This window comes from Gemmatimonadaceae bacterium, from assembly GCA_036504815.1.
Classification (GTDB): Bacteria; Gemmatimonadota; Gemmatimonadetes; order Gemmatimonadales; family Gemmatimonadaceae; genus PNKL01.
The window spans coordinates 62,135-75,032 of the sequence record DASXUN010000025.1 but is presented as its reverse complement, the minus strand read 5'-3'; the positions used below and the strand labels follow the sequence as shown (position 1 = coordinate 75,032).

13 protein-coding genes are annotated in these 12,898 nt (G+C 69.0%); 5 read left to right on the top strand and 8 right to left on the bottom strand.

Features of this window, described 5'->3' with window-relative positions; genetic code table 11:
• Positions 1-21: 21 nt before the first annotated feature.
• Positions 22-1,029, bottom strand: coding sequence for an aldo/keto reductase (locus VGJ96_13510; protein ID HEY3288130.1), 1,008 nt, complete (start codon positions 1,027-1,029; stop codon positions 22-24).
• 158 nt (positions 1,030-1,187) lie between these two features.
• Here VGJ96_13510 and VGJ96_13505 point away from each other — a divergent pair, with 158 nt between their 5' ends.
• Genes VGJ96_13505 through VGJ96_13490 form a run of 4 tightly spaced genes read left to right on the top strand, consistent with a single transcriptional unit; the run spans position 1,188 to position 5,195 of the window.
• A complete protein-coding gene (locus VGJ96_13505; GenBank protein HEY3288129.1) occupies positions 1,188-1,403 on the top strand; it encodes a cation transporter in 216 nt (71 codons plus the stop codon).
• Positions 1,404-1,412: 9 nt separating this feature from the next.
• On the top strand, positions 1,413-3,839 hold the full coding sequence (locus tag VGJ96_13500; protein ID HEY3288128.1) for a heavy metal translocating P-type ATPase: 2,427 nt from the start codon (positions 1,413-1,415) through the stop codon (positions 3,837-3,839).
• Positions 3,839-4,189, top strand: a complete 351-nt coding sequence (locus VGJ96_13495; GenBank protein ID HEY3288127.1) for a metal-sensitive transcriptional regulator — start codon at positions 3,839-3,841, stop codon at positions 4,187-4,189. The genes VGJ96_13500 and VGJ96_13495 overlap by 1 nt, the downstream gene beginning before the upstream one ends.
• Before the next feature lie 55 nt (positions 4,190-4,244).
• A complete protein-coding gene (locus tag VGJ96_13490; GenBank protein HEY3288126.1) occupies positions 4,245-5,195 on the top strand; it encodes a M28 family peptidase in 951 nt (316 codons plus the stop codon).
• Between the two features lie 165 nt (positions 5,196-5,360).
• Here the strand turns inward: VGJ96_13490 and VGJ96_13485 are convergent, their stop codons facing one another.
• From VGJ96_13485 to VGJ96_13460, 6 genes are read right to left on the bottom strand one after another with little or no spacing between them, the layout of a single operon-like run.
• The gene (locus VGJ96_13485; protein HEY3288125.1) at positions 5,361-7,571 is read right to left on the bottom strand and encodes a TonB-dependent receptor; all 2,211 of its coding nucleotides are present in this window, start codon (positions 7,569-7,571) and stop codon (positions 5,361-5,363) included.
• A gap of 56 nt (positions 7,572-7,627) precedes the next feature.
• Positions 7,628-8,296 carry a response regulator transcription factor gene (locus tag VGJ96_13480; GenBank protein HEY3288124.1) on the bottom strand — a complete coding sequence of 223 codons (669 nt, stop codon included), beginning with the start codon at positions 8,294-8,296 and terminating at the stop codon, positions 7,628-7,630.
• Positions 8,293-9,594, bottom strand: a complete 1,302-nt coding sequence (locus VGJ96_13475) for a sensor histidine kinase (GenBank protein ID HEY3288123.1) — start codon at positions 9,592-9,594, stop codon at positions 8,293-8,295. Before VGJ96_13475 ends, VGJ96_13480 begins: the two co-directional genes overlap by 4 nt.
• Positions 9,591-10,127 (bottom strand): ATP-binding protein, encoded by a 537-nt coding sequence (locus VGJ96_13470; GenBank protein ID HEY3288122.1) that lies wholly within the window; start codon positions 10,125-10,127, stop codon positions 9,591-9,593. The genes VGJ96_13475 and VGJ96_13470 overlap by 4 nt, the downstream gene beginning before the upstream one ends.
• Positions 10,124-10,747 (bottom strand): nicotinamide riboside transporter PnuC, encoded by a 624-nt coding sequence (gene pnuC / locus VGJ96_13465; GenBank protein HEY3288121.1) that lies wholly within the window; start codon positions 10,745-10,747, stop codon positions 10,124-10,126. The genes VGJ96_13470 and pnuC overlap by 4 nt, the downstream gene beginning before the upstream one ends.
• A gap of 6 nt (positions 10,748-10,753) precedes the next feature.
• On the bottom strand, positions 10,754-12,064 hold the full coding sequence (locus VGJ96_13460; GenBank protein HEY3288120.1) for an amidohydrolase: 1,311 nt from the start codon (positions 12,062-12,064) through the stop codon (positions 10,754-10,756).
• 368 nt (positions 12,065-12,432) lie between these two features.
• Between VGJ96_13460 and infA the strand changes: the two genes are divergently transcribed.
• Positions 12,433-12,654, top strand: a complete 222-nt coding sequence (infA, locus tag VGJ96_13455) for a translation initiation factor IF-1 (protein ID HEY3288119.1) — start codon at positions 12,433-12,435, stop codon at positions 12,652-12,654.
• 84 nt (positions 12,655-12,738) lie between these two features.
• Here infA and VGJ96_13450 read toward each other — a convergent pair whose 3' ends face one another.
• A complete protein-coding gene (locus VGJ96_13450) occupies positions 12,739-12,897 on the bottom strand; it encodes a hypothetical protein (GenBank protein HEY3288118.1) in 159 nt (52 codons plus the stop codon).
• Position 12,898: the final 1 nt, after the last annotated feature.

The window sequence follows — 12,898 nt, the reverse complement described above, 5'->3', positions numbered from 1 at the left end:
CCGCCGGGGGGGGGCCCGCGTTCACTCATCCACGAGCGCCTGCATTCCCGTCGGGTATCGGTCGCCCGCGGCGGCGGGAAGCGAATCAGCGAGCGTCGCGAGGTCAGCGGCGCTGAGTCCGACCGCGCAGGCGCCGAGATTCTCGTCGATCCGCGCGGCCTTGGTGGTGCCGGGAATGGGAACGACGTCCTCGCCGCGCGCGAGGATCCACGCGAGCGCCACCTGCGCGGGCGTGCACCCCTTGCTCGCCGCCACCGCTTTCACCGCCTCGACGATGCGCAGGTTGGCCGCGCGATTCTCGCCGACGAAGCGCGGACTGGTGTGGCGGTAGTCGCCCTCGGGAAACGACGTGTCGGCGGTGATGGCGCCGGTCAGGAAGCCGCGGCCGAGAGGGCTGTAGGGCACGAGGCCGACGCCGAGGGCGCGAGCCGCCGCGAACGTCGTGCGCTCCCAGTCGCGCGTCCAGAGCGACCATTCGCTCTGCACGGCGGTGATCGGGTGCGTGGCATGGGCGCGGCGGAGCGTCTCCGCGGAAACTTCGGAGAGTCCGATGAAGCGCACCTTGCCTTCGTGCACCAGTTGCGCCATCGCGCCGACGGTCTCCTCGATCGGGATCGTCTTGTCGCGGCGATGCTGATAGTACAGGTCGATGGTCTCGACGCCGAGGCGCCGCAGCGATCCCTCGCACGAGGCGCGCACGTACTCGGGCCGGCCGTTGACGCCGCGCTTCGACGGTTCATTCGGATCGCGCAGGATGCCGAACTTCGTCGCGATCACCACGCCCTCGCGACGGCCGCGCACGGCGCGACCCACGAGTTCCTCGTTGAGGTACGGGCCGTACATGTCGGCCGTGTCGAGCAGCGTCACGCCGTGGTCGATGGCGTGGTGGATCACCGCGACGCCGTCCACGGCGGCCCGCGAGGCGGCATCGCCGTAGAACTCCGAGAATCCCATGCAGCCGAGGCCGACGGCCGAGACGCGGAGCCCCTGCGAGCCGAGCGCGCGGTGGGGAATGGCGGGTGTGATCATACGGGAAACGTAGTGTGACCAGCGCCTGGCCGGGCGGGGCTTGACATAGGGGAGGGGGGTATATAAAACTACAGGCACGGGCACGGGCACGGGCCCTCGCACCTTGCACCCCACCGTGCCCGTGCCCCTTCACCTAACCATGATTCGTCGGAGTGCAAATGACGTCGCTTCAACTGACCATTGATGGCATGAGCTGCGGCCACTGCGTGATGGCCGTTCAGAAGGCCCTGCGTTCGCTCGACGGCGTCGACGTCCAGCAGGTGCTGGTCGGCAGCGCCGCGCTGCAGTACGACCCGGCCAAGCGGACCGTCGAGGAGATCTTCGAGGCCGTGCGTGACCAGGGCTACACGCCGCATCCTGCGGCCAACGCGTAGGCCGCGCGAATGTCCACCACCACCCAACCCGCGCCCGCCCGCGCCGCAGTCGCGTCGCGCGTCACGATTCCGGTCGGCGGCATGACGTGCGCGGCCTGCCAGTCGCGCGTCCAGCGCGCCTTGGGCAAGGTGGACGGGGTGGCGGACGCGACCGTCAACCTGATGTTGAACAACGCCACGGTCACGTTTGACCCGACCGTGGTGTCCCCGCAGGCCCTGGTCGACACGATCCGCGACACGGGCTACGAGGCGGAGATCCCCAAGGGCGAGAAGACGTCGCTCGAGGCGCAGGATGAGAATGAGCGCAAGCAGGACGAGGAGTTCCGTGCCCTGCGCCTGCGCGCCATCGTCGCCGGCATCGCCGGAGCGGTCGCAATGTTCTTCTCGATGCCGCTGATGATGTACACGGCGCACGTGGCCGGCGCGCCCGGCAACGACCCGCTGATGCTCTGGCAGGAGCGAATCTTCACGCCCTGGTTCGTGAAGTACGTGCCGTGGACCTATGCCATTCCGCCCAAGGCGCTCATGCTCGGCGGCCTCGTGCTGACGGCCGCGGTGATGGCGTGGGCGGGACGGCATTTCTACACGCGCGCCTGGGCGGCGGCGCGGCACGGCGCCTCCGACATGAACACGCTCATCGCGGTCGGCACGGGGGTGGCCTTCATCTACTCGGCCGCCGCCACCTTCGCGCCGGGCTTCTTTGCTTCGCGCGGCGTCGCCCCCGATGTCTACTACGAGGCGGTGATCCTCATCACCGCGTTCATCCTGATGGGCAACGCGTTTGAGGCGCGCGCCAAGCGCAGCACGGCGTCGGCGCTGCGCGCGCTCGCGCGGCTCCGCCCGAAGACGGCGCGCGTCGTGCGCGGCGGGGTCGAGTCGGACATCGACATCGACGACGTCCTCCCCGGCGATGACGTTGTCGTGCGCCCGGGGGAGCGCGTCCCCGTGGACGGCGTGATCGTGCGCGGCGGCAGCGACCTCGACGAATCGATGCTCACCGGCGAGTCCATGCCCGTCGACAAGCAGGCGGGCGATGCCGTGGTGGGCGGAACGGTCAACGGTCACGGGGCGTTCCAGATGCGCGCCACCACGGTCGGCGCCGACAGCGTGCTGGCGCGGATCGTCCAGCTGATGCGCGATGCCCAGGGCTCGCGGGCGCCCATCCAGGCGCTCGCTGATCGCGTCAGCGCGGTCTTCGTCCCCTCGGTGATGGTGCTGGCGCTGATCACCTTTGCCATCTGGTACGTGGCGCTCACCCAGAGTGGGGCATCCTCCAGCGTGGCCGCCGTGCGCGGGCTGGTCTCGGCGCTGGCCGTGCTCATCATCGCCTGCCCGTGCGCGATGGGTCTCGCGGTTCCGACGGCCGTGATGGTCGCGACCGGGCGCGGGGCGGAGTTCGGCGTGCTGATCAAGGGCGGCGAGGCGCTGCAACGCGCGGGCGACGTGACCACCGTCGTGCTCGACAAGACCGGGACGGTGACTGAAGGGAAGCCGGGCGTCACCGACGTGGTGCGCGCGCCGGCGTTTGCCTCGGACGACGAACTGCTGCGGCTCGCCGCGTCGCTCGAGCGCAGTTCCGAGCATCCGCTGGGCGATGCCATCGTGCGCCACGCCGAGGCGCGCGGTCTCGCCGTGGGGCAGGCCGAGTCGTTCGCCGCCGTTCCCGGACGCGGCGCCACCGGCGTCGTGGACGGCCGCGCCATCGCCGCGGGCAATGCCGCGTTGCTCGCGGACTGGGGCGTCGACGTCGCGCCGCTCGCGGCGGCCGCGGCCCGCGTGACGGGTGAAGCCAAGACGCCGGTCTTCATCGCGGTCGATGGCGCGCTCGCGGGGCTCGTGGCGATCGCCGATCCGATTCGTGCGACGTCGCGCGCCGCCGTCGAACGCCTGAAGGCGATGGGGCTCGACGTCGTGATGCTGACCGGCGACCACCGGCGCACCGCGGAGGCGATGGCGGCGCAGGCCGGCATTCCGCGCGTGGTCGCCGAGGTGCTGCCCGACGGCAAGGTGGCGGAGGTGCAGCGGTTGCAGGGCGAGGGGCGCGTCGTCGCGATGGTCGGTGACGGCATCAACGACGCGCCGGCGCTCGCGCAGGCCGACGTCGGCGTCGCCATCGGCACGGGCACCGACGTGGCGGTCGAGGCCGCCGATGTCGCCCTGGTCCGCGGCGACCTGCACGGCCTGGCAGACGCGATCGCACTGTCGCGCCGCACCATGCGCGTGATGAAGCAGAATCTCTTCTGGGCCTTCATCTACAACGTCATCAGCATTCCGGTGGCGGCCGGCGTGCTCTACCCGTCGTTCGCGCTCCAGCTGAGCCCGATTCTCGCCAGTGCCGCCATGGCGTTCAGTTCAGTCTCGGTTGTCACCAACTCGCTGCGCCTGCGGACGTGGAGACCGCGGCGCGTGGCGCCCCTCCACGAGGCACGTGCCTGATGTCGAAGAAACCTGTCGTGCCGCCAGCCGGATGCGGCTGCGCCGTGCACGAGGATACCCCGCGCCACGCGGTGGCCGTCGATGCCGGCATCAAGGCGCGCAATGTCACGCGCCTCAAGCGCATCGAGGGGCAGGTGCGCGGTTTGCAGAAGATGGTGGACGACGACCGCTACTGCGCCGACATCCTGATGCAGGTGTCGTCGGTGCAGGAAGCCCTGCGCGCCGTCTCGCGCGAACTCATGCGCAATCACCTCAAGCATTGCGCCGCCTCGGCCATCCGCAAGGGCGACGCGGAAGCCGAGGCGATGTACGACGAACTCGTGGAGTTGATGCACAAGCACGCCCGGTAAGGCGTCCATGACACCCGCGCGCAACACGAACGGGCCGCCGGGCGTACTATCCCGCATGCCCTCTCTTCGCATCGTCGCCTCCGCATTCGCACTCGCCGCCCTCGGTCACGCGGCGATGGCGCAGGGTGTGGTCCCGCCGCCGAGCATCGACTCGGCATCGACCTGGAATGCGCTCTCCGTCCTCGCGGCCGATTCCATGGAGGGGCGGCGCATGGGGACGAGGGGCAACGCGGCCGCGCGTCGATACCTCGTGCGACGCCTGCAGGAGCTCGGTGTCGCGCCGCTCGTCCCCGGCTACGTGCAGCACTTCGACGTCGCCTGGCGCGATACCTCGACACTCGACGGCGTGAATGTGCTGGGCATCGTGCGCGGTGCCGACACCAGCCGGGCCATCGTGGTGAGCGCGCACTTCGACCACCTCGGCGTGCGAAACGGCCAGGTCTACAACGGCACCGATGACAATGCGTCGGGCACGGCGGCGGCGCTCGCGCTGGCCGAGTGGTATGCGGTCCATCCCCCGCAGCACTCGATGATCTTCGCGTTCTTCGACGGCGAGGAGGCGGGGCTGCGCGGGGCGAAGGCGTTCGTCGAGTCGCCGCCCATTCCGCTGCGACGCCTCGCGGTTGACGTCAACCTCGACATGGTGGCACGCCTCGACAAGAACGAACTGTACGCTGCGGGTGCGACGCCGTATCCGTTCCTCGGCCGCCTGCTGCGCGCCACCGCGCGGGTGGCCCCGGTGAAGCTGAGGCTGGGGCACGATGTCACCGCCGCGGACGGCCTCGAGAACTGGATCAGCCAATCCGATCAGGCGGCGTTCCACGCCAAGGGCATTCCGTTTGTGTACTTCGGCGTCGAAGACCACGCCGATTATCACCGGGTCACCGACGACCTGGACCGGGTGGACGCCGGACGCTTCATGGCGGCGGTCCGCACCATCGCCGACTTTGTGAACCGCCTGGACCAGTCACTCGACCGTGTGGTGCCGCGGCGCGGTCGCGACTAGCGCGACCGCGACGATCGCACCGCAGCTATCGCGACGGCAAGCCAAACGGCCCGCACCCGGCGTGATGCCGGATGCGGGCCGTTGGTACTGCGGGCGCCGATGATTGCCAGGAGGCCGTGCGCCCGCTGGCTGCGCCGCAAGGGGGACGGCGCAGCCGACTATCGATCAGAAGCTCGAACGCACCGCCACCACGACGTTGCGCCCCGGTTCCGGGCGGAAGAATCCCGCATTGGCCGCCTCGGCGTAGAGCTTGTTTGTCAGGTTGTTCACTTGCAGGTCGAGGTCCTGCCGCATCCCGCCGATGGTGAACAGGTGGGCGCCCCCGCGCAGGTTCTGCACCACGAACGCCGGGAGCGTGTTCCCCACCGGGCTCGACCCGGCGATGATGTCCTTCTGCTCGCCGTTGCGGCGCACCGCGTACTCCACCCAGCCGCGGCCGCTCGCCGCGCGCCAACCGACCGTTCCCACCAGCTTGGTGGCATACGTGTCGCCGATCGGAATGGTGCGGTCGAGCAGGTTCACGCTCTTCACCTGCGAATAGTTGGCCGACGCCGAGAGGCCGTGCGCGAAGAGCATCGTCCCGGTCGCTTCGTACCCGGAGGCGCGCAGCTTGCCCACGTTCACGTTCCGGTACTCGGGCAGGTTGTTGATCTTCGCCCCGGTCGCCGAGATGCGCACCGCGTTGCGGATGTCATTGCGATACACGAACGTCTCGAAGGCCAGGCGATCGTTGCGGAACTTGAGCCCGAGATCCGTGTTGAGGCTCTGCTCGGGCTTCAGGTCCGGCGTCGCGGACTGGTAGGCCGAGCCTTCCGGCGTGGGGCCGTTGAAGTAGCGCTCCACCAGGTTCGGCGCGCGGAAGCCGCGCCCCATCGAGGCCACCAGGTTGAGCTGCGACGTCAGCTTGAACAGCGCGTTCGTCGCGAAGACGCCCGTCGACTGCGCGTCACCCGGCGGGATCGTCGCCAGTCCGGTCGTCGGCAGGGCCTCCGAACTCACGCGCTGCCAGCGGCCGCCGACGATCAGCGACAGGCGATCGTGCAGGCGCAGGTCGTTCTGCACGAAGACGCCGGTGCTGGACAGTGTCGCCGACGGGAGCGAGGGCGTGGTCTTCGACTTGGGCCTCGGCGGACCGAACCCGTACATCGTCGTCTGGCTCGAGTCGCGGCCCACGGCGTTGTCGTGGAAATAGTCCACGCCGTAGACGATGATGTCGCGCGAGAAGATCTTGGTCGCCTCGGCGCGGAAGCCGCTCGTCGTCAGGTCGGTGTGGTTGCGCGTCTGGATGTCGATGCCGGCGGTGGGGGGATACGGCGCGCCGAATGGCGCGAAGATGCTCTGCGCCAGGTCGCGGCCGTTGACCTGCCGGTAGGCGATGAAGTCGGCCTTGTCGAGCACCTTCGCGCCGGTGAGCACGCCGGTGCTGAAGCCGGCGCTCCACTTCGTGAAGTGCTGGTTGGGATAGGTGATCTGGATCCTGGTCTGGCTGCCGCCGATGATCGCCGGGTCGATGTAGCCGAAGCCGGCATTCTTGGCGTCGTAGGTTTCGGCGCGCACGAAGGCGCCGGTCCCCGACTTGTACCGCCACCCCAGGTAGAGGGAGGCGTTCTTGTCGCTGACGCCGGCGTTCTGCAGCGTGATGTCGTCCGTGAAGTTGATGTGGCCGTAGCGCCCCTTGGGCGCATCATAGTTCCCCGCGTCGCGCTTGGCGCCCGTGGCGAGCACCACGAAGTTGCCGGCGCGCCCGCTGAGTGACGCCTCGCCGCGCGTGAGTTGGCCGGCGCTGCCATAGCGATAGCCGAGCGCGCCGGCGGCCCGGGGCGCGTTCTTCGCGAAGCTCGGCACCTTGGTGATGATGTTCATCACACCGCCGATCGCGTCCGTGCCGTACAGCACCGACGCCGGGCCGCGCACGACTTCGACGCGCTGGATCGTTGCGACATCCACGATGCCCGGAATCTCCCCGAAGTCCTGCTGGCGGCGGGCGTTGTTGAGGCGCAGGCCATCCTGCAGGAGCAGGATGCGCTGGCCGCGCTGGCCGCGAATTGACGGGCGGGCCTGATTGGTGCCGGTGCCGATCACGTCGACGCCGGGGAGTTCACGCAGCAGGTCGGCCGCGGTGTTCGGCTGCCGCTCGCGAAGCACGGTGGAATCGAGAACGCTGACCGGGGTGGGCACGGCCTGCACATCGGTCGCGCGGCGCGTGGCCGTCACGGTGACCGCGCCAAGCGAGGTGGACCTGCGGGCGCGCGTCGAATCGGCTGCGGAGACGGAATTCGTGTTCGCCTGCTGGGCGCCGGCGACGGCGGTGACCAAGAGAAAAGCCGCGGCGGAAAGCGTCACGCGAGCGGCTGAAGTGGGAGTAAGAGCGAGCATGGAGGGAGCTTAGGGAATTCCCCGTACTCCCTGTATTGCCACTTGTACGTAAGAAATTACCCTACATCAACACCGTGTTCTAGGCAGTAGCGAGTCAGCCCCGCGACCGTGTGAATGCTCAGCTTCTTCATCAACGATTGCCGATGCGCTTCCACCGTGCGTGTGCTGATCCCCAGCTCGGCGCCGATCTCCTTGTTGGCGCGCCCCTGCGCGATGAACCGCAGGACTTCGAGTTCCCGCGGCGACAGCACCTCGGTTCCCGGCGGCGGCGTCGGCGTCATGTCCTGCGCCGATTTGCCCTCGCGCAGCGCCTGGGCGACACGCTGCGCCACGAGGGCCGAGAAGTACGTATTGCCCTCGAAGACCGTCCGGATGGCGAGGCGCAGCTCCGCCGGCGCGGAGTCCTTGCGGCAGTAGCCGTGCGCGCCCGTGCGCACGCTCTCGAGGATGTACTCCGAGTCGTCGTGCACGCTCAGCATCAGCACGCGCGTCTGCGGCGCCCGCTCGAGGATTTCGGGCACGGCATGCAGTCCGGAGCCGCCCGGCATCGAGATGTCGAGCACCATCACGTCGGGCTGAAGCTCGGCGGCGAGCGCGATGGCCTCGGCGGCCGTCGCGCCCTCGCCGATGATCGAGAACTCCGGCGCCTCCTCGAGCACGTGCCGCAGCCCTTCGCGCACGATCACATGGTCGTCCACCAGGACGAGGCGAATGGATGTCGTCATTGACTGGAATCTTCTGCCAGCGGGACCTCGATGGCAATGGACACCCCCGCCCGCGGTGCGCTCGCGAAGCGCACGTCGCCGCCCACCCCGGCGATGCGCTCCCGCATTCCCGCGAGCCCCAGATGGCCGGCGGCCTCGATGGCGTCGAGATTGCTGGCATCGAAGCCCGGCCCGCTGTCGGAGACGATGAGGCGCACACAGTGGTCGTCGGCCGAAGCTATTACGTGCACCGGTGCGCTCGCGGCATGCCGGTTGATGTTCGAGAGGCTCTCCTGCAGCGCCCGAAAGAGCGCGACCTCCGCGTCGTCACTGACCACGGGCAGGCTCTCCGGCGACTCGAACGTCGTGGGCGCCTCGCGGCGCGATGAGAACTCGCCCACGAGCGAGCGCAGCGCGGGGAGCAGGCCCAGGTCGTCGAGCAGCGACGGGCGCAGGTCGTGCGTCACGTCGCGGATCTGCGTCAGCCCCGTGTCGACCAGCGTCACCGCGCGCGCCACGCGCCGGCGCAACTGGTCGTCCACGCGCTCCCCGATGGCGCCCAGTTCGAGCTTCAGTGCGGCGAACACCTGCGCCGTCTCGTCATGCAGGGCGAGCGACAGCCGCCGGCGTTCCTCCTCGTGCTGGCGCACCATGCGGCGCTGCAGGTGTTCCAGTTCCTCCGTCCGCAGCCGCAGGCCGTCGGCCAGTTCGTGATTCACCAGCAGCAGGATGCCGGCGCAGGCGCCAAGCAGGAAGAGGATGTCGAGGTAGTAGCCCCACGGCGTCCAGACGCCGCGGGCGCGCAAGATCGGATAGTCGAGGTGATGCAACCCCCACAGCAGGAACGTCACGGCGAGCATCGAGGCGCCGCTCGATGGATTGCGCATCCGGAAGCGCCAGAACATGGCGCCGGTGGCGAGCGTCGCGACACTGAGGAAGAGCACCGCCGGCCCGGCCGCGAGCAGGAAGTTGTCCATCTCGTAGATGGCGACGTACGCCCAGAGCGGCGGGAAGGCGACGGCCAGCCAGTAGAGGTTTCGCCACTGCGCGCCGCGGCTGAAGCCGATCGCCGTCCAGAGCAGCGCCAGCGCCGTTTCCCCCGTGAAGACCTGGTGCCAGAACAGCCAGTGCGGATCCTGCTGCACCATGAAGGCGAGAATCGCGAGGAGGCGGGCGAGGTACATCGTCCACGCCATGCCGAACCAGGCGAAGTACGGCCGCTCGTAGCGCGCATAGAGCGCGAAGCAGAGGCCGCCGGCCAGCGCGGTGATGGCCGCCTGCAGGATGGCGGCGTCGAGTTCGAGGACGGTCGAGTTCATGGGGTGCCCTCGCGCGGCAGGAGATCAGAGACGGCCTTCAATGCCAGGGCGGTGCGCGCCTCGCCGAGGCCGCTGATCGGCACGACGCGCGCTCCGAGCTGGTGCAGCGCGCCCGCAAAGGCGTCGTGCATCGCGCGGCGGTCGTTCGTCGTCGGCCGGTCGCGCACGCCGTCCGGTTCCCACGGCAGGTCCGGCGTGCACAGCAGGTAAAGGTCGGCGAGTTCGGCACGGCACGCCGCCTCGATCCAGGCCGGGCAGTCACCGTAATAGGCGCGCGCATACACCATCGTGCTCACGAGGTCGGTGTCCGCCACGAGCACCGCGGGTGACCGCGCGAGGGCGGCGTGCAGCGCGTCCTGCGTGGCGCGCGCGATCGGTTCCACGTCGGCCGCGGTGAGCGCGCCCCAGCGCGACTCGGCGTAGGTGCGCGCCGCTTCGCGCACCCACGGCGCGCCAAGATGCGCGCCGAGGAGCCGGGCGAGCGTCGTCTTGCCCGTGCACTCGGAGCCGGTCACCACCACGCGCCAGGTCACGGGCGCCCCGTGGCGTGCGACAGCAACGACCGGCGCCAGCCGTGCCAGCCCATCGCGGCCAGCAGCAGGAAAACTGCGTACTGCACCGCCGTGAACGGGAGGCCGCGCTGGATGAAGAGCGGCACGTAGACGAGGTCGGCCGCAATCCACAGCATCCAGTTTTCCAGCAGCTTCCGCGTCATCATCCACTGCGCCACGAGGCTCGCGGTCGTGAGCAGGGCATCGAAGTACGGGACGGGCGAGTCGGTGAAGCGATCGAGCAGGGCGCCCAGGCCCAGGCCGACGACGAGAAAGAGCGGCACCAGCACGGTCCACTGCGCCCGCGTCGTCCGCGAGACCTGCAGCCGGGAGTGCTGCGCGCCGCCGTACAACCATTCATACCAGCCATACAGCGATAGCACGAGGTAGACCAGCTGCAGCACCGCGTCGGCGTAGAGCTTCGCCTTCCAGAACAGCACGAAGAAGATGGCGACATTCACGATCGCCGTCGGCCAGCTCACGATGTGCTCGCGCGCCGAGAGATAGACGCTGACCAATCCGAAGGCCACGGCGATGAGCTCCACGGGATTCGCGGAGCGCAGCGCCTCGGCGAGCGGCTGGGCCAGTTCGGCGAGGGGCACGACCCGTTACGGCCGCACGCGCGGGGCGTTCAGGTAATCGGCGGCGAGTCCCGCAAGGACCTGCACGCCGTACGGCAGCGCCGATTCGTCCGCGAAGAAGCGCGGGCTGTGGTTGGAGGCTGCATCCTCGACGCGCACGCTGTCGGGGGTGACCCCCATGAAGACGAACAGGATCGGCGCCTTCTGGCGATAGAGCGCGAAATCCTCCGACGGCGTCCACGCGATGTCGGCAATCGCCTTCTTGGCGTACCGCTCGAGCGTCGGCACCATGCGCGTCGTGAGCGCCGGGTCGTTCACCAGCACCGGCGTCCCCGTCGTGATCGTGACGCTGGCCGTGGCCCCCCACGCCGCGGCCACGTCCGCCGCGGTGCGCTTGATGCGCGCGTGGATGTCCCGCTGCATCTCGGGATCGAACATGCGCAGCGTGCCGGTCATCACCACGCTGTCGGGGATGATGTTGTGCCGCACGCCGCCGTGAATGGTCGCGATGGTCAGCACGGCAGGGGCGAGCGCGAGATTCATCTGCCGCGACACGATGGGCTGCAGCGCATTGATGACCTGCGCCGAGACGACGATCGGATCGATGCCGCCCCACGGCACGGCGCCGTGCGTCTGGCGCCCCTTGATGACGATGTTGAGCTGGTCGCTGCTCGCCATCGCCCCGCCGGCGTGATAGCCGATCTCACCCAAGCGGCCGGGACGCACGTGCATCCCGAAGACCGCTTCGACCTTCGGGTTGTCCAGCGCGCCCTCTTCCATCATCACCGCCGCGCCGCCGCGTTCGCCCGCCGGCGCGCCTTCTTCCGCTGGCTGGAACAGGAACGTGACCGTTCCCGGCAGCTTGTCCTTCATGCCGGCGAGCACCGTCGCGGCACCGAGCAGCATCGCGACATGATTGTCGTGGCCGCAGGCGTGCATCACCCCGACCTGCTGCCCGTTGTACTCGGCGCGGACGCGCGACCGGAACGGCAGGTCGACTTCCTCCGTCACGGGCAGGGCGTCCATGTCGGCGCGCAAGGCGACGGCCGGGCCCGGCTTGCCGCCGCGCAGCACACCGACGACCCCCGTGGTTGCGACATTGGTGCGCACTTCGAGGCCCAGCTTGCGCAGCTGCGCCGCGACGATGCCGGCCGTGCGCGTCTCGCGGTTGCCCAGTTCCGGGTGCTCGTGCAGGTCCCGGCGCCAGGCGACGACCTGGGGCAGCACCGCCTGCGTTCGCTGCTTGATTTCGGCCTCGAAGGAGGACGGAGCCTGGGCGACGGCCGCGGGCGCGGCCACAACAGCGGCAAATAGGGCGAGGGCGAGGTGACGGCGCATGGCTGGGGCTGAGGGGGAACGTGGACGGTAACAGGCGGGGAAAGAGAACGACAGACTACGACAGAGTACGACAGAGTACGACAGAGTACGACAGAGTACGACAGAGCAATACAGAGCAAGGCAGTATGACGCCTTGGGGTGGCTGGGCCCCGCTGGAATCGTATGGAAGTCGGAGGGTGGCTTGAATCCCCCGAGACCAGTCCGAAGGTCCCACCCCCTGTCCCATTCTGTCGGATTCTGTCGGATTCTGTCGGATTCTATCGTATTCCGTCGTACTCTGTCTTATTCCCGTCTCTTTGGCTAAATTACGCCGTTTCCCCCGCGGCTGGGGCGCAGGTGAAAAGGCCGCCTCACGACTACCCGGATATATGGCGAAGGAAGAAGCGATCGAACTCGAGGGCACCGTCACCGAAGTGCTTCCCAGTGCCACGTTCCGCGTGCACCTCACCAATGGGCACGATGTGCTGGCCACGATGGCCGGCAAGATGCGGCGACATCGCATCCGCGTGCTGGCCGGCGACCGGGTCTCGGTGGAGGTCTCACCCTACGACTTGAGTCGCGGCCGGATCACCTTCCGGCACAAGACCTGACCGGCAGTCGAACGGGGAAATCAGAGCGGCGGAGGCCTCGATGGCCTCCGCCGCTTCAGTTCGCACCCGGGCAGACTCGCCCCGCTAATGCTCAGCCGCCGCGGTCGCCGGTGCGTCCGGCTGCAGGTAGGTCGCCTTGTGGATCCGGTACACCACCGTGTTGGCCACGATGGCCAGGATGATGATGAAGGCGGCCACGCCCCATCCCTGAGACGACGGCGACACGTTGTGCTGGTTGGTCATT